Annotated in this window: 15 protein-coding genes; 6 read left to right on the top strand and 9 right to left on the bottom strand. The window is 74.3% G+C overall.

Annotated elements, in window-relative coordinates; translation table 11 throughout:
- The first annotated feature begins 85 nt into the window (after nucleotides 1–85).
- Genes narH through narI form a run of 3 tightly spaced genes read left to right on the top strand, consistent with a single transcriptional unit; the run spans nucleotide 86 to nucleotide 3,164 of the window.
- A complete protein-coding gene (narH, locus tag ABRQ22_RS20540; RefSeq protein ID WP_353708013.1) occupies nucleotides 86–1,729 on the top strand; it encodes a nitrate reductase subunit beta in 1,644 nt (547 codons plus the stop codon).
- Nucleotides 1,726–2,433 (top strand): nitrate reductase molybdenum cofactor assembly chaperone, encoded by a 708-nt coding sequence (gene narJ, locus ABRQ22_RS20535; RefSeq protein ID WP_353708012.1) that lies wholly within the window; start codon nucleotides 1,726–1,728, stop codon nucleotides 2,431–2,433. The genes narH and narJ overlap by 4 nt, the downstream gene beginning before the upstream one ends.
- Entirely contained in the window at nucleotides 2,430–3,164 is a 735-nt protein-coding gene (gene narI / locus ABRQ22_RS20530; RefSeq protein ID WP_353708011.1) for a respiratory nitrate reductase subunit gamma, read from the top strand. The genes narJ and narI overlap by 4 nt, the downstream gene beginning before the upstream one ends.
- Nucleotides 3,165–3,268: 104 nt before the next feature.
- Here narI and ABRQ22_RS20525 read toward each other — a convergent pair whose 3' ends face one another.
- The 8 genes from ABRQ22_RS20525 to ABRQ22_RS20490 form a co-directional block, all read right to left on the bottom strand.
- Nucleotides 3,269–3,613 carry a DUF2249 domain-containing protein gene (locus tag ABRQ22_RS20525; RefSeq protein ID WP_353708010.1) on the bottom strand — a complete coding sequence of 115 codons (345 nt, stop codon included), beginning with the start codon at nucleotides 3,611–3,613 and terminating at the stop codon, nucleotides 3,269–3,271.
- A gap of 92 nt (nucleotides 3,614–3,705) precedes the next feature.
- Complete coding sequence (locus ABRQ22_RS20520) at nucleotides 3,706–6,624, bottom strand: multicopper oxidase domain-containing protein (protein WP_353708009.1); 2,919 nt, start codon at nucleotides 6,622–6,624, stop codon at nucleotides 3,706–3,708.
- Nucleotides 6,621–7,889 (bottom strand): hypothetical protein, encoded by a 1,269-nt coding sequence (locus ABRQ22_RS20515; protein WP_353708008.1) that lies wholly within the window; start codon nucleotides 7,887–7,889, stop codon nucleotides 6,621–6,623. Before ABRQ22_RS20515 ends, ABRQ22_RS20520 begins: the two co-directional genes overlap by 4 nt.
- A 145-nt stretch (nucleotides 7,890–8,034) precedes the next feature.
- Complete coding sequence (locus ABRQ22_RS20510) at nucleotides 8,035–9,102, bottom strand: TIGR03842 family LLM class F420-dependent oxidoreductase (protein WP_353708007.1); 1,068 nt, start codon at nucleotides 9,100–9,102, stop codon at nucleotides 8,035–8,037.
- A gap of 24 nt (nucleotides 9,103–9,126) precedes the next feature.
- Nucleotides 9,127–10,563, bottom strand: a complete 1,437-nt coding sequence (gene hydA / locus ABRQ22_RS20505) for a dihydropyrimidinase (protein WP_353708006.1) — start codon at nucleotides 10,561–10,563, stop codon at nucleotides 9,127–9,129.
- A 28-nt stretch (nucleotides 10,564–10,591) separates the two neighbouring features.
- Entirely contained in the window at nucleotides 10,592–11,428 is an 837-nt protein-coding gene (locus tag ABRQ22_RS20500; RefSeq protein ID WP_253051109.1) for a nitrilase-related carbon-nitrogen hydrolase, read from the bottom strand.
- 61 nt (nucleotides 11,429–11,489) lie between these two features.
- A complete protein-coding gene (locus tag ABRQ22_RS20495; RefSeq protein ID WP_353708005.1) occupies nucleotides 11,490–12,872 on the bottom strand; it encodes an aspartate aminotransferase family protein in 1,383 nt (460 codons plus the stop codon).
- A gap of 7 nt (nucleotides 12,873–12,879) precedes the next feature.
- Entirely contained in the window at nucleotides 12,880–14,373 is a 1,494-nt protein-coding gene (locus tag ABRQ22_RS20490) for a CoA-acylating methylmalonate-semialdehyde dehydrogenase (protein WP_353709593.1), read from the bottom strand.
- A gap of 195 nt (nucleotides 14,374–14,568) precedes the next feature.
- On the opposite strand from ABRQ22_RS20490, the gene ABRQ22_RS20485 reads away from it, so the two are divergent.
- The gene (locus ABRQ22_RS20485; protein ID WP_353708004.1) at nucleotides 14,569–16,671 is read left to right on the top strand and encodes an endonuclease/exonuclease/phosphatase family protein; all 2,103 of its coding nucleotides are present in this window, start codon (nucleotides 14,569–14,571) and stop codon (nucleotides 16,669–16,671) included.
- 499 nt (nucleotides 16,672–17,170) lie between these two features.
- Here the strand turns inward: ABRQ22_RS20485 and ABRQ22_RS20480 are convergent, their stop codons facing one another.
- Nucleotides 17,171–18,238: an IS110 family transposase gene (locus ABRQ22_RS20480; RefSeq protein ID WP_353707722.1), complete on the bottom strand. Its 1,068-nt coding sequence runs from the start codon at nucleotides 18,236–18,238 to the stop codon at nucleotides 17,171–17,173.
- Nucleotides 18,239–18,584: 346 nt separating this feature from the next.
- Here ABRQ22_RS20480 and ABRQ22_RS20475 point away from each other — a divergent pair, with 346 nt between their 5' ends.
- On the top strand, nucleotides 18,585–19,058 hold the full coding sequence (locus ABRQ22_RS20475) for a hypothetical protein (protein WP_253051106.1): 474 nt from the start codon (nucleotides 18,585–18,587) through the stop codon (nucleotides 19,056–19,058).
- 2 nt (nucleotides 19,059–19,060) lie between these two features.
- On the top strand, nucleotides 19,061–19,654 hold the full coding sequence (locus ABRQ22_RS20470; protein WP_353708003.1) for a shikimate kinase: 594 nt from the start codon (nucleotides 19,061–19,063) through the stop codon (nucleotides 19,652–19,654).
- The last annotated feature ends 1 nt before the right edge of the window (nucleotide 19,655 follow it).

Below are 19,655 nucleotides of genomic sequence, written 5' to 3'. Positions count from 1 at the left end.
ACGAGTGCGGAACGGCGACGCGAAGGGCGAGGAACGAGTCCGCAGCGGAGCGTGACCTGGGTACCGGAGTGGAGCGTGACGTCCGGTGAAGGTCATGGCGCAGATGACGATGGTGATGAACCTGGACAAGTGCATCGGGTGTCACACGTGCTCGGTCACGTGCAAGCAGGCCTGGACGAACCGGACCGGGGTCGAGTACGTGTGGTTCAACAACGTCGAGACCCGCCCCGGCCTGGGGTACCCGCGCACCTACCAGGACCAGGAACGCTGGCAGGGCGGCTGGGTCCGGACCACGAAGGGCAAGCTGAAGCTGCGCGCCGGGGGCCGGTTGAAGAAGCTCGCCACGATCTTCTCCAACCCCGTCCTGCCCTCCATCCACGACTACTACGAACCGTGGACGTACGAGTACGACATGCTCCTGTCGGCCCCCCAGGGCCCCCACACCCCCGTCGCCCGCCCCACGTCGCTGCTGACGGGCAAGGACATGACCATCTCCTGGTCGGCGAACTGGGACGACGACCTCGCCGGCTCCACCACCACCATGGCCGACGACCCGGTCCTGCAGCACATGTCCGAGCACGTCGCGACCGAGCTCGACAAGACGTTCATGTTCTACCTGCCCCGCATCTGCGAGCACTGCCTCAACCCCGCCTGCGTCGCGTCCTGCCCCTCCGGCGCCATGTACAAGCGGGCCGAGGACGGCATCGTCCTCGTGGACCAGGACCAGTGCCGCGGGTGGCGCATGTGCGTCACCGGCTGCCCCTACAAGAAGGTCTACTTCAACCACAAGACCGGCAAAGCCGAGAAATGCACCCTGTGCTACCCCCGCATCGAGGTCGGCCTGCCCACCGTGTGCTCCGAGACCTGCGTCGGACGCCTGCGCTACCTCGGCCTCGTCCTCTACGACGCCGACAAGGTCACCCAAGCCGCCGCCGTCCAGGACGAGCACGACCTCCTCGCCGCCCAACGCGCCGTCTTCCTCGACCCGAACGACCCCCAGGTCATCGCCGCCGCACGACAAGAGGGCATCCCCGAGGACTGGATCACCGCCGCCCAACACTCCCCCATCTGGGACCTCATCACCCGCTACGAGGTCGCCCTCCCCCTGCACCCCGAGTACCGCACCCTGCCCATGGTCTGGTACATCCCACCCCTGTCCCCCGTCGTCGACGTCGTGACCGCCTCCGGCAACGACGGCGAAGACGGACGCACCCTGTTCGCCGCCATCTCGAAGCTGCGCATCCCCCTGGAATACCTCGCCGGACTCTTCACCGCCGGAGACACCGCCCCCGTCGAACGCGTCCTACGCCGCCTGGCCGCCATGCGCTCCTACATGCGCGACCTCAACCTCGGCCACGAACCCGACGAACACACCGCCACCGCCGTCGGCATGACCGGACAACAAGTCCAGGACATGTACCGCCTCCTCGCGATCGCGAAGTACGAAGACCGGTACGTCATCCCCACCGCCCACACCGAGATCGCCCGCGAGCTGAGCGACATGGCGTGCTCGCTCGACTACGACGGCGGCCCGGGCATGGGGGGCGCGGGACCGACGACGGGCGAGTCGTTCCACGCGGTCGGCGAGAAGGAACGGGCCGCCAGCCCGTACACCCCCTCCACCACGGGTCGGGTCAACCTGCTCACCTGGGACGGCGACGGGACCCCGGGCGGGCTCTTCCCGCCGCCGCGACCGGCGGGCCCGGAGGCCTCGGGGGGTGCGGCATGAGGCGCGCGACCCGCTCCCGGCCGGTGTCCTCGACGAGCGCGTCGTCGCCCGGTCCCCTGCCGGACGACCAGCGCCGCGCCGCGCACACCGTGATCTCGCTCCTGCTCGACTACCCCACCGCGGAGGCCGCCGCCCACCGGGCGGACGTCGAGGACGTCGTCGCCGGGCTGCCCCCGGACGTGCGGCAACCCCTGCGCGCGTTCCTCGACGCCACCGCGTCCGTGCCCCTCCGCGAGCTCCAGGCCGCCTACGTCGCGACGTTCGACCTCAAGCGCCGGTGCTCCCTGTACCTGTCGTACTACGCGGCCGGGGACACCCGGAAGCGCGGCGCCGCGCTCGTCACGTTCGTGGAGGCGTTCCGCGCGGCGGGCTGGGAGACGGACGGCTCGGAGCTGCCCGACCACCTGCCCACGGTGCTCGAGCTCTCCGCGCGCACGGACGGCGCGATCGCCGGCATGGTGCTCGACGCGCACCGCGACGGCATCGAGGTCCTGCGCGCCGCGCTCGAGACGCTGCGCAGCCCCTACGCGTACGTCGTCGCGGCGCTCGTCGCGACGCTGCCCGCGATGCAGTCGGAGACGGCGGCACGCTTCCGCGACCTGGTCGCCGCGGGACCGCCCACCGAGCTCGTCGGCCTGAGCGACCTGTCCCACCTCACACCGTTCGCCACGATCCCGAGCCTGACCGAGGAGACCCGACGATGAGCCCGCTCGACGTCCTGCTGTGGGTCGCCGTCCCGTACGCGGTGGCGGCGGTGTTCGTCGTCGGGCACGTGTGGCGGTACCGCTACGACCAGTTCGGCTGGACCACGCGCTCGTCGCAGCTCTACGAGAACCGCTGGCTGCGCCTCGGCTCGCCGCTGTTCCACGTCGGCATCCTCATGGTGATCGGCGGGCACGTGGTCGGGATCCTCGTGCCGCGCCCGTGGCTGGAGGCCGTCGGCGTGGGCGAGCACGCCTACCACCTCGTCGCGACGATCGCCGGGACGTTCGCGGCCGTCCTCACGGTCGTCGGGCTCGTGATCCTCGTCCTGCGCCGGAGGCTCTCCGGCGCGGTCTTCCGCGTGACCACGCGCACGGACAAGCTCATGTACGTCGTGCTCGGCGCCGCGATCGGGTTCGGCACGCTCGCGACGGTCCAGCACCAGATATTCGGCGGCGGGTACGACTACCGCGGCTCGATCTCGCCGTGGTTCCGCTCGCTGCTCACGTTCCAGCCCGACCCGTCGCTCATGGCCGACGTCCCGCTCGCGTTCCAGCTCCACGTCCTGTGCGGCCTGGCGCTGTTCGCCCTGTGGCCGTTCACGCGCCTCGTGCACGTGTTCTCCGCGCCGCTCGGCTACCTCACGCGGCCGTACGTCGTCTACCGGCGCCGCGCGGTCGCGACGACGTCGCGCGCACCGCGCCGCGGCTGGGAGCCCCCGACGACCCCGTAGCGAGGACCGTCCTCGCTCGATCCGGTGCGCGCACGACGACGCCCGGCGGCCATCCCCGCGCCGCCGGGCGTCGTGTCGTGCCGGAACCGTGTCAGCCCGGCCGCTCAGGCCTGTGCGGGCACAGGGCGGCGCGTGAGGCGGATCCTCACCTCGGTCGCCTCGCGCGACAGGTACTCGCGGTCGAACGCGCCGGGCTCGCGTCCCTCGAGCTGCGCGAGCAGCGGGAGCGGGTCGTGCGGCGCGACGAGGACGAGCCCGTCCCCGGGCGCGAGCGCCTCGAGCGCCCCGAAGACGACGCCGTGACGCACGGCGTGCGGGATCGTGCGGACGTCGAGGACGATCTCGGCGTCGTCGTGCGCGCACCCGCAGGTGTGCCCCTCCTCGGTCCCTTCCCCGTGCACGGCCGCGTGCTGCGGAGGCTCGGTGATCTCGATCGGTTCTGCTGCCATGGTGGTCCTCCTGGTCGTGGCGCGAGCGCCGGGTGGGGTGCTGGGTCTGCGGTGCTGCCGGCGTGGACGACGACGCCGGCGGGGCGGGCCGGTCAGGGCGTCACGGCGAACGCCCCGGACGCGCCGCGCTCGGCGTCGGACATGGCGTGCGTGACGAACGGGTAGGTCCCGGCCTCGGGGAACGTGAGCTCGACGAACCCGCCCTGCGCGGGCAGCAGGCCGAGCACCTGGCTGCCGCCGGACGTGCCCGGCGGGAGCGCGTAGGCGCCCTCGTGGTAGACGGTGTCGAACTGGCCGCCGACGACGTGGAACGCGCTCGGGCGGTTCGGACCGGCGTCGAGCACCCAGACGCGCACGCGCTCGCCCACCCGGGCACCGAGCGGGTCATAGCGGTACTGGTTCGCGTACCCGTTGAACGTGAGGAGGTCGGGCTCGGCGGCGGCGACCTTCGCGTCGTCGGCGGACGCGCCCTGCGCGCCGAGGTAGAGCTCGGACTGCACGACGACGTACTCGCGGTCCACGGGGGCGAGGTCCGGCGGGTCGACGATCACCGCGCCGAACATGCCGTTCGCGATGTGCAGCGACATGGGCATGGTCGAGCAGTGGTACATCCAGATCCCCGCCCGGGTCGCCGTGAAGCGGTAGGTGAGCGACTCCCCCGGCGCGATGGTCCGCATCGGCTCGTCGGGCGCGAGCGCGCCCGCGTGGAAGTCGATCGAGTGCCCGATCGTCCCGTCGTTGACGAGGGTGATCTCGAAGACGTCGCCGACCTTCCCCCGCAGCACGGGCCCGGGCGCGGTCCCGCCGAACGTCCACACGGTCTGCTCGACGCCGGGCGCCACCTCCTGCGCCGCCTCCGTCACGGTGAGGGTCCGCCGGTGCACGACGGGCCCGCCGGACGGGTCCGTCTCGGCCGGCGCAAGGGTCGCGTCGCGCGCGACGAACCCGTCCCCGGGCCCGCCCAGGAGGTCGGCGTCCACCACGCCGAGCGAGTCCGTCCCCGGGGACGTCCCGTGCCCGGCGTGCGCCCCCTCGGCCGCGGGCGCCTCCTCCGGGCCCGGTGGGTCGGCGAGCGCCGCGCCCCCTGTGACCTCCACCGTGAGCGTCATGCCCATGAGCCGGTGGCCGGCCACGGAGCACCACCCGTCGAGGTCGCGGCTCACGACGCCCGCGTCGAGGGTCGCGGTCGCGCCCGGTGCGACACGGCCGGTCGTCGCGCCGTCGGCGAGGACCAGGTCGTGCACGTCGTCGTCGGCGTTCGTCAGCTCGATGACGAGCCGGTCGCCCGCGGGCACGCTGATCGTGTCCGGGACGAAGCGCATGTCGACGGCGTCGACCTGCACGGTCGTCGTGCGGCCGGTCGCCGCGACCGGCACACCGGCCCCTCCGGTCCCGGCGACGGCACCGCCGCCCACGACCCTCGACCCCACGCCGGCCGCGACCGGGTCGGCCGCGACGCCGCCCACGACCGCGAGCGCGAGCGTCGCGACGGCGGCCGTCACCGCGCCCGCGAGCGGCCTGCGCGCCTGCGCGTCCCGGCGGGCGGCGACCGCACGGGCGGCCTCGCCGCGGCGCGTGCCCGACGCCGGAGCGTCCGCCGCGGGGCTCGCCGCACCCGGTCCGGGCGGCTGGGCCGGGGACGGGACCGCCGTCGGCCGGGACGCTTCCGGGCGCTGGACCGTCTCGCCCGCCGGGTCCGGGCGGCCCCGCGGGACCGTCTCTCCCGCGGGGACCGGGCCGCCCCGCGAGACGACCACGGCGCGCAGCGCGAGCACGAGGAACGCGAGGAAGGTCGCGAAGACGACGAGCGACAGACCGACGCGCACCCACGACGGCAGCGGTAGGAGGTACAGCGCGAGCCCGCCGTTCGCGACGAGCACGCGGTACGCGCCTCCGGCGCCGACGACGGCCTCGGTGCGCCGCCGTCGTGCGGGGCCGCCGCCGAGCACGACGGGGACGAGGTACGTGAGCGCGCCGAGGAGCACCTGCGCGGCGAACCCGACGACGAACGGGAGCAGCAGCCCGCCGATCGCGTCCTGCGCGTCGGCCCACGACGGCGCCGTCGCGACCCGGGCCCCGAACGCGGCCACGCTCCCGGCGAACCACACGACCGACGCGGCGAGGCTCCACGCGGCGAACCCCCACGCGCCGCGCTGCGCGGCCCGGCCCTGGGCCGCGAGGTGCCGCCCGACGGTCACCGTGCCACCCAGCACCACGGTCGCCCCGGCGGCGCCGAGGGGGCGCCAACCGACCGCGCACGCCGCGACGACGAGCAGGATCCCCGCGGTGAGCACCGGGAGCGCGCGGCGGGCCGCGACATCGGCGTCGGGCTCGATGCGGGTGCGCAGCACCGTGGGCCACAGGAGCACGAGCGTGCCGAGCACGGTGAGCCCCACCCACCCGAGGACGTTGAGCGTCACGTGCGCCACGTAGAGGCGGCCGTACGCCTCCGTCCCCGCGCCGCCACGGGCCAGGAGGACGCCGAGCGTCACGCCGACCGGGAGGCACGCCGCGGCGACCACGTAGTAGCGGACGAGCCGGCCGAAGCGCGACGGCAGCGCGCCGCGGCCCTGGAGCACGAGCACCGTCGCGTGCGTCACCGCGCCCGTGCCCACGAGCACCCCGCCCGCGACGACGAGGGACCACACGTCAGTGAGCAGCCCCGCGACGACGAGCAGCGCGCCGACCGTGTGCGCGGCGAGCCGCGCGACGTGCAGCGGGCGCCCGCCCGGCGCCCGGCGGCGCAGCATCGTGTCGGCGAAGTGCTGGCTCCACACGAGGATCGCCGTGCTCACCGCACCGAGCATGAGCACGTGGACCATGAGCCACAGCGCGTCGGGCACGAACCGGTGCACCACGACGAGCACCGCCTCGGCGACGAACCAGCCGAGGACGAGCGCGTGGAGCCACAGGTTCCGGCCCGTTCCTCCGACCTTCTGCGTGCCGGGCAGCGGTCCGGCGGGTCGGGCGGTCAGGAGCGAAGGTCGCTCGGGCGACGCGGGCACGGTCACCTTCCGGAGACGATCGGCAGCACGGCGGACGGTTCCGAGGCAGAACCCTGGTCGCGCGAGGTAGAGCCCCGATCGGCCGAGGTAGAAGCCTGGTCACGCGAGGTAGAGGCCTGGTCGGCCGAGGTGGAGCTCTGGTCACGCGAGGTAGAGCTCTGGTCGCGGAGCAGTGCCGACCACAGCGCGATGCCGACGAACGCGAGGACGGCGACGACGTTCCCGACGCCGCCGACGCGGACGGCCGCGACCGCGCCCGGTCCGTCGCCCGCGAGGTCACCGGCGACCCGGACGGCGAGCGAGGCGTGCAGCAGGACGAGCGGCGCCCACATCGCGGCGCGGTACGGGAGCGGACGGCGCAGCACGGCCGGGAGGATGAGGGGCGCGTGCGCCATGATCATCGACAGCCCGAACCCGAGGAACACCGCGTGCACGACGGCGTCGTACGTCGGCCCGGACCGCAGCGTCACCGCGGGGCCGAGGCCCGAGGGCCCGGCACCGGCCGCGAGGAACACCCAGGCCGCGCCCGCGAGCACGAGCCACGCGTAGCCCGCGAGCATCGCCGCCGCGGCGAAGCGCGGCAGCCCGCGACCACGGACGGTGCGACGTGCGACGTCGTGCCGCAGCAGCGTGACGGCCGACGCCGCGAGCGCCGCCCCGGCGACGGCGTACCCGGGTGCGGGCGCGAGCAGGGCGAGGCACGCGGCGCCGAGAAAGACCAGCCCCCCGGCGAGGACCGTGCGCTCGGCGCGGGCGTCGATCTCGAGCCGCGCGAGCTCGACGCGCTCGCCGAGCACGGTCCAGGCGACGAACCCGACGAGCCACGGCAGCAGGTCCGGCACGGCGAGCCCTGCGCCCCAGAGCGCGGCGCCGCCCACGGCGAGCACGGCGCCGGCGGCCTGGACCGCCGTCGCGACGGCGGGCTGCCGTCGCCACACGACGGCGTAGATCGCGACGAGCCCCAGCGTCCCCGCGACGAGGAGCCCCTGGCCGACCGCGCGGGGCAGGGGCGCGAGGAGCGCGAGCGCTCCGAGGCCGAGCGCGGCGGGCGCGAGGTAGGCGACCGGTCGCCGCACGGCGACGGCGCGCTCGAGCGCGACGAGCGTGCCGACGAACCCGAGGACCATGAGCAGGCCGTGCGCGTCCTGGACCCGCGCGGCGGGGACCGGCGACGGGAGCCCGAGCAGGGCGAGCCCGGTCGCGAGCCCCGTGAGCAGCGCGACACCGGCGGGCAGCACGAGGAGCGCGCGGAACGGCGTCCTGCTCGTCACGTCCCGAGGGTTTTGCACGGTCCCGACCGTAGGAATACGGCGGTGGGCCCGGACAGGGCCGAAGGTCCCGTCGCGCTCGGGCAGTCACGTGGGTCCGGTCACGCGGGCCGTCGGGCGGGACGTCGCGCGCGTCGTCCCCGCATGTTCACTCGCGCGCGCGGACGAGGTCGCGCACGGCGGGGCCGACCGTCTCGCCGTACGCACGCAGGGTCTCGTCCTTGGCGTCGTGCTGGAGGTAGAGGGCGAACTGGTCGACCCCGAGCGCGGCGAGCTCCCGCAGCCGCTCGACGTGCCGTTCCGCCGGACCGACGAGGCAGAACCGATCGACGATCTCGTCCGTCACGAACGCGGTGTGCGTGTTGCCCGCGCGCCCGTGCTCGTTGTAGTCGTAGCCCTCGCGCCCGGCCACGAAGTCGGTGAGCGCGTGCGGGATCGTCACGCCGGCGCCCTCCTCGGACCCGCCCGGTCCGTAGCGCGCGACGATCTCCGCGACGTGGTTGCCGACCATCCCGCCGAACCACCGGCACTGGTCGTAGGCGTGCGCGAGCGCCCGCCGCCCTTCCCCGTTCGACGGCGCCGTGCTGGTCACGTAGGCGGGCGCGGCCACGCAGACGCGCACCGCGTCCGGGTCGCGCCCCGCGCGCTCGGCCGCGGCCCGCACGGCGGCGACCGACCACGCGACGACGTCGGGGTCCGCGAGCTGGAGGATGAACCCGTCGCCCACCTCCCCGGCGAGGGCGAGCGCCTTGGGCCCGTACGCCGCGACCCACACGGGAAGCCGGGAGCCCGGGTTCCACGGCAGGCGCAGCGTCGAGCCGCGGTACTGGACCGCCTCCCCGGACGCGAGGCCACGGATCACGCCGATGGCCTCGCGGAGCTCGGCGAGCGTGACGGGCCGCCCGTTGATGACGCGCACGGCGGAGTCCCCCCGGCCGATCCCGCAGATCGTCCGGTTGCCGAACATCTCGTTGAGGGTCGCGAAGAGCGAGGCGGTGACGGTGACGTCGCGCGTGGCGGGGTTGGTGACCATGGGGCCGACCGTCACCCGGTGCGTGGCCGCGAGGATCTGGGAGTAGACGACGAACGGCTCCTCCCACAGCAGGTGCGAGTCGAACGTCCACACGTGCGAGAAGCCGTACGTCTCCGCCTGCCGCGCGAGGTCGACGACCCGCCACGCGGGCGGGTCGTTCTGCAGCACCACCCCGAGGTCCATGCCCGCCTCCGATCCGGACCGCGCTCAGCGCAGGTACGCCGACAGCCCGCGGCGCAGGAACCGCCCGTGCCCGGGGCTGCCGTGGTACGTGCCGTCCTCGACGACGACGCGCCCGCGGGACATGACGAGGTCGACGTGCCCGTCGACCTCGAACCCCTCCCACGCCGAGTGGTCCATGCTCATGTGGTGCGTCTTCCCGTACCCGATCGAGGTGCGCCCGGCGGGGTCGTAGACGACGACGTCGGCGTCCGCGCCCGGGGCGAGCACGCCCTTGCGGCCGTCGAGCCCGAACATGCGGGCCGGCGTCGTGCAGCACAGCTCGACCCACCGCTCGCGCGAGATCCGCCCGTCGACGACGCCCTTGTAGAGCAGGTCGAGGCGGTGCTCGACGCCCCCGATCCCGTTGGGGATCTTGGAGAAGTCGCCGAGGCCGAGCTCCTTCTGCTCCTTCATGCAGAACGGGCAGTGGTCGGTGCTCACGACGGACAGGTCCCCCGTGCGCAGGTACCGCCACAGCTCGTCCTGGTGGCCCTCGGCGCGCGAGCGCAGCGGCGTCGAGCACACCCACTTGGCGCCCTCGAAGTCGCCCCACTCGTCGCTGCGCGCGCCGAGCTGCTCCTCGAGCGAGAGGTAGAGGTACTGCGGGCACGTCTCGCCGAACACGTTCCAGCCCTCGTCGCGCGCGCGGGCGAGCGTCGCCACGGCCTGCTTGGCCGACATGTGCACGACGTACAGCGGCGCCCCGGTCAGGCGCGCGAGCATGATCGCGCGGTGCGTCGCCTCCTCCTCCGTCTCCCACGGGCGGCTCGTGCCGTGGAAGTACGGTGCCGTGTCGCCGCGGTCGAGCGCCTCGCGCACGAGCACGTCGATCGCGATGCCGTTCTCGGCGTGCATCATGATCACCGACCCGTTGTCGCGCGCCTTCTGCATCGCGCGCAGGATCTGCCCGTCGTCGCTGTAGAACACGCCCGGGTAGGCCATGAAGAGCTTGAAGCTCGTGATGCCCTCGCCCACGAGCTCGTCCATGGCCTTGAGCGAGTCGTCGTCGACGCCGCCGAGGATCTGGTGGAACCCGTAGTCGATCGCGCACTTCCCGTCCGCCTTGGCGTGCCACGCGGCGAGCCCGTCCTGGACGCGCTCGCCGGTGCGCTGGACGGCGAAGTCGACGATCGTCGTCGTCCCGCCCCACGCTGCGGCGCGCGTCCCGGTCTCGAACGTGTCCGACGCGTTCGTCCCGCCGAACGGCAGCTCCATGTGCGTGTGGCAGTCGACGGCGCCCGGGATGACGTACTTGCCGGTCGCGTCGATCACGCGCTCGGCCGTCGCGGCCAGGTCGGCGCCCAGGCTCTGGTCCCCGGGGCGCAGCAGCGCGGCGACCTGCTCGCCGTCGACCAGCACGTCGGCGAGCGTCGAGCCCGTGGGCCCGACGACGGTCCCGCCCCGGATCAGCGTGTGCGGCATCGCGTGCTCCCCTCTCGGAATCCTCGGGTCACGGCCGGGTGAGGTCGTCGTAGGCGTCGGGACGGCGGTCGCGGTAGAACTGCCACCGGTCGCGCACGACGCGCAGGAGGTCCAGGTCGAGGTCGCGTACCACGAGCTCCTCCTCGTGGTCGTCCGCGGGGTCGCCGACGAACGCGCCCTCGGGGTCGACGAAGTACGACGTGCCGTAGAAGTCGTCGTCGCCCAGGTCCTCGACGCCCACCCGATTGATCGCGCCGACGTAGTACTCGTTCGCGACCGCCGCCGCCGGCTGCTCGAGCTTCCACAGGTAGTTCGACAGCCCGCGGCTCGTCGCGCTGGGGTTGAGCACGATCTCCGCCCCGTTCAGGCCGAGCGCGCGCCAGCCCTCGGGGAAGTGCCGGTCGTAGCAGATGTAGACGCCCACGCGCCCCACGGCGGTGTCGAACACCGGGTAGCCGAGGTTCCCGGGGCGGAAGTAGAACTTCTCCCAGAACCCGCGCACGTGCGGGATGTGCGTCTTGCGGTACTTGCCGAGGTAGCGCCCGTCCGCGTCGATCACGGCCGCCGTGTTGTAGAGCACGCCCGGCTGCTCCTCCTCGTACACGGGCAGCACGACGACGGTCCCGAGCTCGGCCGCGAGCGCCGAGAACCGCTCGACCGTGGGCCCCGGGACGGACTCGGCGTACGCGTAGTACGCGGCGTCCTGCACCTGGCAGAAGTACGGCCCGTAGAACAGCTCCTGGAAGCACACGAGCCTCGCGCCCTGGTCGGCGGCGTCGCGCAGGTGCTTCTCGTGGGCGTCGATCATCGACTCCTTGTCGCCCGTCCAGCGGACCTGGGTGAGCGCGGCTCGCACGGTCGTCATGACCCCTCCTCGGTTGTGGGCATGAGATGGGCCTGGTCTGGGGGCGCGAACCGGGCCCATCTCATGCCCGCACCGCCTCGGCCTGCTCGTCGGCGACGTCGAGGGCCGCGTCGATCGCCGCGAGGCCGTGCTCGAGGTCGGCGGCGGACGTGACGAGCGGCGGCGCGACGTGCAGGCGGTTCACGTGCACGAACGGCCACACGCCGCGCTCCTTGACCGCGGCGACGACGGCGGCCATCGGCGCGGCGGCGGGCCCGCTCGCGTTGAACGGGACGAGGGGCTCGCGCGTCTCCCGGTCGCGCACGAGCTCGACCGCCCAGAAGAACCCGAGCCCGCGAACCTCCCCGACGCTCGGGTGCCGGGCGGCGATCTCGCGCAGCCGCGGCCCGATCACGTCGGCGCCGAGCGTGCGCACCCGCTCCAGGATCCGCTCGTCCTCGAACGTGCGGACCGACTCGACCCCGACGGCGCACGCGAGCGGGTGGCCGGAGTAGGTGAGCCCGCCGGGGAACACGCGGTCGTCGAAGGTCCGCGCGACGTGCTCGCCGATCACGACGCCGCCGAGCGGCACGTAGCCCGAGTTCACGCCCTTGGCGAAGGTCACGAGGTCCGGCACGACGCCCCACCGGTCCACCGCGAACCACTCGCCCACGCGTCCGAACCCGACCATGACCTCGTCGGTGACGAGCAGGATCCCGTGCTCGTCGCACAGCGCGCGCACGCCCGCGAGGTACCCGTCGGGCGGGACCAGCACGCCGTTGGTCCCGACGATCGTCTCGAGCAGGATCGCCGCGATCGTCCCCGGCCCCTCGAGCTGCACGACCTCCCGCAGGTGGGCGAGCGCACGCTCCCCCTCCTGCGCGTCGTCGGCCGCCCCGAACGACGACCGGTACGTGTACGGCCCGAGGAAGTGGCGCACGTGCGGGTCGGGCGAGACCTCGTTGGGCCACCGGCGCGGGTCGCCCGTGAGGGAGATCGCCGTCGTGGTGTTGCCGTGGTACGACCGGTACGCGGCGAGCACCTTGGCGCGCCCCGTGTGCAGGCGCGCGAGCCGCACGGCGTTCTCGACGGCGTCCGCGCCGCCGTTCGTGAAGAAGACCCGCCAGCGCCGCTCGTCGCCCGCCGCTCCCGGCGCGCGCTCCGCGATGAGCCGGGCGAGCTCGCCGCGCACGTCGTTGGCGAAGGTCGGCCCGACCGTCGCGAGGCGCCCGGCCTGGGCCTGGAGCGCGGCGACGAGGCGCGGGTGCTGGTGGCCCAGGTTGAGGTTGACGAGCTGCGACGCGAAGTCGAGGTAGCGGTTGCCGTCCTCGTCCCAGAACCACGCGCCCTCGCCGCCCGCGACGGGCAGCGGGTCGATCGCGCCCTGCGCGGACCAGGAGTGGAAGACGTACCGGTCATCGGCGCGCGTGCGCGACGTGCGCCGGGCGAGCTCCTCGGTTGTCATCGGTCGCTCACCGGGTCCGGGGGAAGCCGAGGTCGACGCCCGCCGTGGACGGGTCGGGCCAGCGCGTCGTGACGACCTTGGTGCGCGTGTAGAACTGCACGCTCTGGGGCCCGTAGACATGCAGGTCCCCGAACAGCGAGCTCTTCCAGCCGCCGAACGAGTAGTAGCCGACCGGTACGGGGATGGGGACGTTGACGCCGATCATGCCTGCCCGGGCGTCGACCTCGAACGCGCGCGCCGCGCCGCCGTCGCGCGTGAAGATCGCGGCACCGTTGCCGTACGGGTTGTCGTTCACGAGCCCGACGGCCTCGTCGTAGGACTCGGCGCGCACGACCGACAGCACGGGCCCGAAGATCTCCTCGCGGTACACCGTGTGCTCGGGGCGCACGTGGTCGACGAGCGTGGGGTGCAGGAAGAACCCCTCCCCCAGGTCGGGGGTGCCGTCGGGCGCCCGGCGGCCGTCGACGACGAGCGTCGCGCCCTCCTCGGCCGCCGTGCCGACGCGCGCCGCGACCCGGTCGCGGTGCTCGGCCGTGATGAGGGGTCCCATCTGCGACGCGGGGTCGGAGCCCGGCCCGACGACGAGGCGCGCCACGCGCTCGCGGATCGCCTCGACGAGCGGGTCGGCCACCGCGCCCACGGCGACGAGCACGGAGACCGCCATGCACCGCTCGCCCGCCGACCCGTACGCCGCGGAGACCGCCGCGTCCGCCGCGACGTCCACGTCGGCGTCGGGCAGGACCACCATGTGGTTCTTCGCGCCGCCGAGGGCCTGGACCCGCTTGCCGTGCCGCGTCCCCGTCTCGTACACGTGGCGGGCGACGGGCGTCGAGCCGACGAAGCTCACGGCCTCCACGTCGGGGTGCTCCAGCAGGCGCTCCACCGCGACCCGGTCGCCCTGCACGACGTTCACGACGCCGTCGGGCAGCCCGGCCTCCTGGAGCAGCCGCGCGACGACGAGCGACGCCGACGGGTCGCGCTCGCTCGGCTTGAGCACGACCGTGTTCCCGCACGCGATCGCGTTGGGGATCATCCACAGCGGCACCATGGCCGGGAAGTTGAACGGCGTGACGCAGGCGACGACGCCGAGGGCCTGCTTCACCTCGTGCACGTCCACGCCCGACGACGCCTGCTCGGTGTACCCGCCCTTGAGGAGCTGGCCGATCCCGCACGCGAACTCGACGCACTCGAGCGCGCGGGCGACCTCGCCCGCCGCGTCGGCGAGCACCTTGCCGTGCTCGGCGCTCACCACCGCGGCGATCTCGTCGCGGTGCTCCACGAGCAGCCGGTGGAACGCGAAGAGGATCTCGACGCGGCGCGAGACGCTCGTCGCGCGCCACGCGGGGAACGCGTCCCGCGCCGCCGCGACCGCGGCGTCGACGTCCCCCGCGGACGCGAGCGCGACCTGTCCCGTCACCGTGCCCGACGCCGGGTCGTGGACCGGGCCGTACCGCTCCGCGTCGGGCCGCACGTGTCCCGCGACCCAGTGCCCGATGCGCACCTGCCCGCCCTCCGTCGCGGTCCGGGCGCTCGTGGCGCCCTGCGCGTGCGGGGAGATCCCAGCGGTCGTCTCCACGTCCTCGCCTCCTCGCGCGCCGAGGTGGTGGCGCGCCGTCGCAGCCGATCCCTCAGTCTGGCACGGAAGGCCCGATCGTGTGGTGCGGATCACAGCTCCCGCCCGGTACCGTCGTGCCTCGTGAGCGCAGCGCAGCCCCCGTCCCCGCGGCCCGTGTCACGGTCTGCCGCCCGGTTCGACCGGGCGACCGTCGTGCCGCTCCTGCTCGTCGTGGCGGTCACCGCGATCGTCGTCGAGCTCGTGCGGTCGAGCGGACCGCTCCTCGACCACGCGTTCTCCGCGGGCGTCGTCACCGTGGCCCTCACGGCGCTCGCGACGTACGCCGCCCCCGGAGTCCTCGTCGTGATGATCGCGGCGCGCCTCGAGCTCACGGGCAAGGTCGTGCTGCTCGCGGTGGCGTCCCTCGTCGTGGCGCGCCTCGTGCTCCAGGGCCTCGGCGCGGCGATCGCCGCAGGCGCGGACCTCGGCCTCGTGCGCTACGGCGTCGGGCTCGCGACCGTCGCGCTCGGGATCGGCGTGCTCGTGCTCGTCGCCGCGTTCGCGAGCGGGAGCCCGGCGAGCGGTGCGGACCCCGCACCGGAGGTCGACGGCGCGTCGGGCCGGACGCCGTCCCGCTCCGGCGCCCCGCTCGCGCGCGGGTCGCTCGTCGCCCTCGGCGTCGTGCTCGGCGCGCTGCTCGCCGGGGTGCTGAGCGCGGTGCTCGGCACCTGGGACGCGTACTGGCGCGCCGACGTCGCGGGGTGGGTCGTGACGGCCGTCGTCGCCGCCGGTGCCGTCGCGTGCGCGTGGGCGCTGCGAGGGCGCGCGGCCTGGCCGGGGTCGCGCGGGCTGTGGGTGCTCGGCCCGTTCGTCGCGCTCCTGGTGCAGGCGCTCGCCAACCCGGCGTTCGCCGCGTCCCAGACGGGCGTCGCGCTGCCGTTCGCCGTCACCGCGCTCGCCGTCGCCGCCGTGCTCGCCGCGTGGTTCGTCCCGTGGGCGGGCCGCGCGACCCGGCGGGGTTCACCGTGGGTGTCCCCCGCGCTGCTCGTCGTGGGCGTCGCCGTCGTGTTCCTCGCCGTGCCGCGCCTGGACGGGCCGGGGACCGTCGGGGGCTGGGCGCTCCTCGTCCTGCTCGTGCTCCTCGTCCCCGCAGCCGCCCGCACGCTCGCGCTCGCCCTGACGCGCGGGGCGCGCCCGCTCACCTGGCTGCGCCTCGCCGGTGCCGCGAGCGTCGCCGGGCTCGGGATCGCGGTGCCCCTGCTCGGGTACCAGCTCGAGTACGACGTCCCGCTCCCCTTCCCGCACACCCTCGTCCCCGTCGCCGCGGCGCTCGCGCTCGCCGTGCCCGCCGTCGTCGCCGGGCTCCGCGCGCGAGGCGCCACGGCCTCCGCGGGCGACCCCGCGACGTCGGCCGCCGGTCGCGCAAAGATCCCGGCGCTCGCCGTCGGCGGGGCGGTCGCGGTGCTCGCGCTCGTCGGGGTCACGCAGGTCCACGTCCCGACCACGACGTCCGCCGTCGCCGACCAGCCCGTCGGCGACCTGCGCCTGCTCGACTGGAACCTGCACTACGGCGTGAGCGCCGACCCGTCCGTCCGGCTCGACGAGATGGTCGCGACCATCGAGGACTCCGGTGCGGACGTCGTCACCCTGCAGGAGGTGTCCCGCGGCTGGGTGCTCGGCGGCGGCGCCGACATGGCGACGTTCCTCGCGCGCGAGACGGGGATGCGTGTCGTCTTCGTCCCCGCCGCGGACCGGCAGTTCGGCAACGCGATCCTCTGGGACCCGCTGCGCGGCGACCTCGCCGACGTCGCGCGCCACGCCCTGCCCTACGGCGCCGGACCGCAGGAGCGCTCGGCGGTCTCCGCGACCCTCGACGCCGCGGGCGTCCCGGTGCGCGTGACGTCCGTGCACCTGCAGCACCGCGAGGAGAACACCCCGACCCGGCTCGACCAACTGGGGACGCTCCTCGCCGACGAGCCGGTCGAGGGCGCCTACGTCCTCGCGGGCGACCTCAACGCCGAGCCCGGCTGGGACGAGATCACCCTGGTGGAGGAGCACGGGCTCGAGAGCGGCCAGGACGCCGCCGGCGACCCCGACGCGCTCACGTCGCCCGCGGTCGCCCCGGCACACCGCATCGACTGGGTCTTCGGCTCCGACCCCGTGACCTTCCGCTCCTTCGAGGTCCTCGACGTCACCGCCTCCGACCACCGCCCCCTGCTCACCGAGCTCCGCACCCGCGACTGACCAGTGCCCGCGGCCGGTGGCCCGGTCTGCGGAACCGTGGACAGATCGGTCCCGCGTGCGCGCTCCAGCGACCCGGTGCTCACGCGAGGCCGAACCGTGGTCGCACGACGTAGAACCGTGGTCACGCGAGGTAGAACCCTGGAGGCGCGAGGGAGAACCCTGGTCATGCCCGACGGCGACCGGTCACCCACCGCGCTCAGGCCGCCAGCCGCAGCAGGCCGCCCATCACGACCGGAGGCGCCCCCGTGGGACGCCACGGCACGGCGGGACCGACACCGCGGGCAGTCGCCCCAGGTGGGCGAAGACCGGGGCGAGACGACGCAGGGCGGGGTGGGTGGTGGTGCCGCGTCGTGGTCGGGCCTGGCGGGAGCCGCGAGGAACGAGCGGCGGATGGTAGACGCGGCACCACCACCCACCCCGCCACCCAAGGTGACCAGACCGCCGTCGGACAAGCCGACCACGGCTCTACCTCGCGCGACCACGGATCCTTCTATGTTCGTCAAGCTGGGGTGGTGGTGGGTTCGGTGGTGTTGAGGGTCCTGTAGATCTGGCGGGCGAGATAGCGCTTGAGGCAGCGTCGGATCTCTCGGGTGGTGCGTCCTTGGGCTCGTCGTCGTTCGATGTAGGCGCGGGTTTCGGGGTCGTGGGTCATGCGGGTCAGGACGGCGATGTGCAGGGCTTTGTTCAGGCGGCGGTCGCCGCCGCGGTTGAGTCGGTGACGGATGGTGTTGCCCGAGGACGCGGGGATGGGGTTCACCCCGGCCAGGGCGGCGAAGGCTGCTTCGGAGCGGACCCGGCCGGGGTGGGACCAGGCGGTCAGGGCGATCGCGGCGGTGACGGGGCCGATGCCGATCTTGGTCAGCAGCGGTGCGGCCTGGCTGGCTTGGACGAGCTCGGTCAAGCGGGCCTGGTTGGCGGCGATCTGTTCGTCGAGCTCGTTCACGCGCTTGGCCAGGCGGACGGCTTCGGTGCGTGCGGTCGCGGTGGCGAGGTCTTCCTCGCGCGGGCGCCAGCGCGCGACTGCGGCGATCTGGGTGCGGGTCAGTGGCTTGCGGGCGTCGGGGCCGAGGTCGACCACGCGGGCCAGGGCGGTCAGTGCGTTGATGGTGGCGGTGCGTTCGCCTGTCATGTGGTCGCGGGCGGTGACCAGGACGCGTAGGGCGGCTCGGATGCCGTCGCCCCGGCGAGGACGGCGCAGCTGGTCGGTATCCAGCGCCAGGACGGCGGCACCGATGCGGGCAGCGTCCAACGGGTCGGACTTGCCGATCCCGTGGTGGGCGCGCGCGTCCATCCGCGCGGCCTCGACGACCTCGTAGCCCGCCCGTTCGACGGCGCCGGTCAGGCCCGCACCATAGGACGCGACGCCCTCGATCACCCACAACACGGCGAGATCACCACCGGTGCGGCGCGCGACCCACGCGATCGCCCGGGCCAGGCCCGCGCTCGTGGTCGGGAACTCTCGGGTATCGATGACCTCACCAGTGCCGGTCAGGATCGCTAGGACGTGGTTGCGGGCATGGGTGTCCACACCCACGACGAACGGGTGCGCATGCGCGACGATGGTCATGGTGGCTCGGGTCCTTCCTACTCCAGGGACGACGGTCCGGCCGCTGGCGGCCGGCGCCGGCCTGGGTAGGAGTCACTTCGGGACAACACTGTGACGAGTCACGCCCCACCGGGGCGGACACCCTTCTGATCAGGACACCGAGGTGGGCCAGAACAGCGCCGGCCGCCCACCCCAGCCGGACAGATCCGTAGCAGGGCACCCCCAACAGGGCCGGCTCTACCTCGAGTCACGACCACGGCGAGCAGCCGACGCCATCCTCACCAGCCGATCCCAGACCAGCCACCGCAAGACTCACAGCTCTACCTCGCGCGACTCGGCGCTCGCCTGGCCGCGTTAGGGTCGGCGGGTGCGCATCGAGCTGACCGTGACCGAGGCCGTCGAGATCGCGCGCGCGACGGGCGGGCTGCCGCCGTACGTGCGCTCGGTGTCGAGCGAGGGCGACGACGTGCGGGTCGTCGTCGACCTGCGCGAGGTGCCCGACCCACCGTCGGCGCTGCGGCTCGCGGCCCGGCTGGTCCCCGTGGTCCGGGCGACGCTGCACGTGGAGTCGGTCGTGGCCGGCACCGCCGTGCTCGCGGTCGAGGCCAACGCCGCCGGCCTGCCCGCGCACAAGCTGCTCGGCTTCGTCGAGGCCCCGCTCCAGGGCGCGCTGCGTGCGCACGGGCTGCCGCCCGAGGCGGTGCGCGTGCTGCCCGACGCGCGGGTGGCGGTCGACGTGCAGGCGCTGCTCGGCGGCGTGCTCGAGCACACCTTCCCGGGGTTCCAGCTCACCGAGCTGGCGTTCGCGGAGGGGACGCTGCGGCTGGACGGTCGGCTCTGAGGGTGTCGCGGCAGCGGTCGGACGGCCGGGCCGTCGCACCGGTCCTCGTCCTGCTCGGCCCTGCGGCCACCGGCAAGTCCACGGTCGGCGAGCTCGTGGCGGGGCTGCTCGGGGTCGCGTTCGTCGACCTCGACGCCGTCGCCGACCGCTACTACCCGGAGGTCGGGTGGAGCGTCGACCGGCTCGTCGAGCGCATCGCGGTGGTCGGCCGGGTCGCGGCGGAGCGGGAGTGGGAGCCCGCGCGGGCGCACGCCGTCGAGCGTGCGGTCGCCGAGCACCCCGGCGTCGTGCTCGCGCTCGGTGCGGGGCACGCGTCGTACACGGACCCGGCGTGCCGGGACCGCGTCCGTGCGGCGCTCGCGCCCGTGCCGCACGTCGTCCTCGTCCTGCCCGACACCGACCGCGAGCACGCCCTGACGGTGCTCCGGGCGCGGTCGGTCGCGTCGAAGGGCACGGACTGGGTCCGCGACGGCCACGACTTCCTCGCCGAGTGGTTCGACGACCCGGGGACGCGGAGCCTCGCGCACCGCACGTTCGTCACGGGCACCGAGGATCCCGCCGCGAGCGCCCGCCGGCTGGGCGCCACGCTCGGCTGAG

This window comes from Cellulosimicrobium sp. ES-005 (genome assembly GCF_040448685.1).
In the GTDB taxonomy this organism is placed as follows: Bacteria; Actinomycetota; Actinomycetes; order Actinomycetales; family Cellulomonadaceae; genus Cellulosimicrobium; species Cellulosimicrobium cellulans_G.
This window is presented reverse-complemented; position numbering and strand designations above follow the sequence as displayed.

What these genes read in the sequence shown, in the direction of transcription:
- ABRQ22_RS20500 (WP_253051109.1), bottom strand. Translation starts at nt 11,428, where the DNA reads ATGACGACCGTGCGAGCCGCGCTCACCCAGGTCCGCTGGACGGGCGAC.
- ABRQ22_RS20480 (WP_353707722.1), bottom strand. Translation starts at nt 18,238, where the DNA reads ATGACCATCGTCGCGCATGCGCACCCGTTCGTCGTGGGTGTGGACACC.
- ABRQ22_RS20495 (WP_353708005.1), bottom strand. Translation starts at nt 12,872, where the DNA reads ATGACAACCGAGGAGCTCGCCCGGCGCACGTCGCGCACGCGCGCCGAT.
- hydA (WP_353708006.1), bottom strand. Translation starts at nt 10,563, where the DNA reads ATGCCGCACACGCTGATCCGGGGCGGGACCGTCGTCGGGCCCACGGGC.
- ABRQ22_RS20510 (WP_353708007.1), bottom strand. Translation starts at nt 9,102, where the DNA reads ATGGACCTCGGGGTGGTGCTGCAGAACGACCCGCCCGCGTGGCGGGTC.
- narJ (WP_353708012.1), top strand. Translation starts at nt 1,726, where the DNA reads ATGAGGCGCGCGACCCGCTCCCGGCCGGTGTCCTCGACGAGCGCGTCG.
- ABRQ22_RS20525 (WP_353708010.1), bottom strand. Translation starts at nt 3,613, where the DNA reads ATGGCAGCAGAACCGATCGAGATCACCGAGCCTCCGCAGCACGCGGCC.
- narI (WP_353708011.1), top strand. Translation starts at nt 2,430, where the DNA reads ATGAGCCCGCTCGACGTCCTGCTGTGGGTCGCCGTCCCGTACGCGGTG.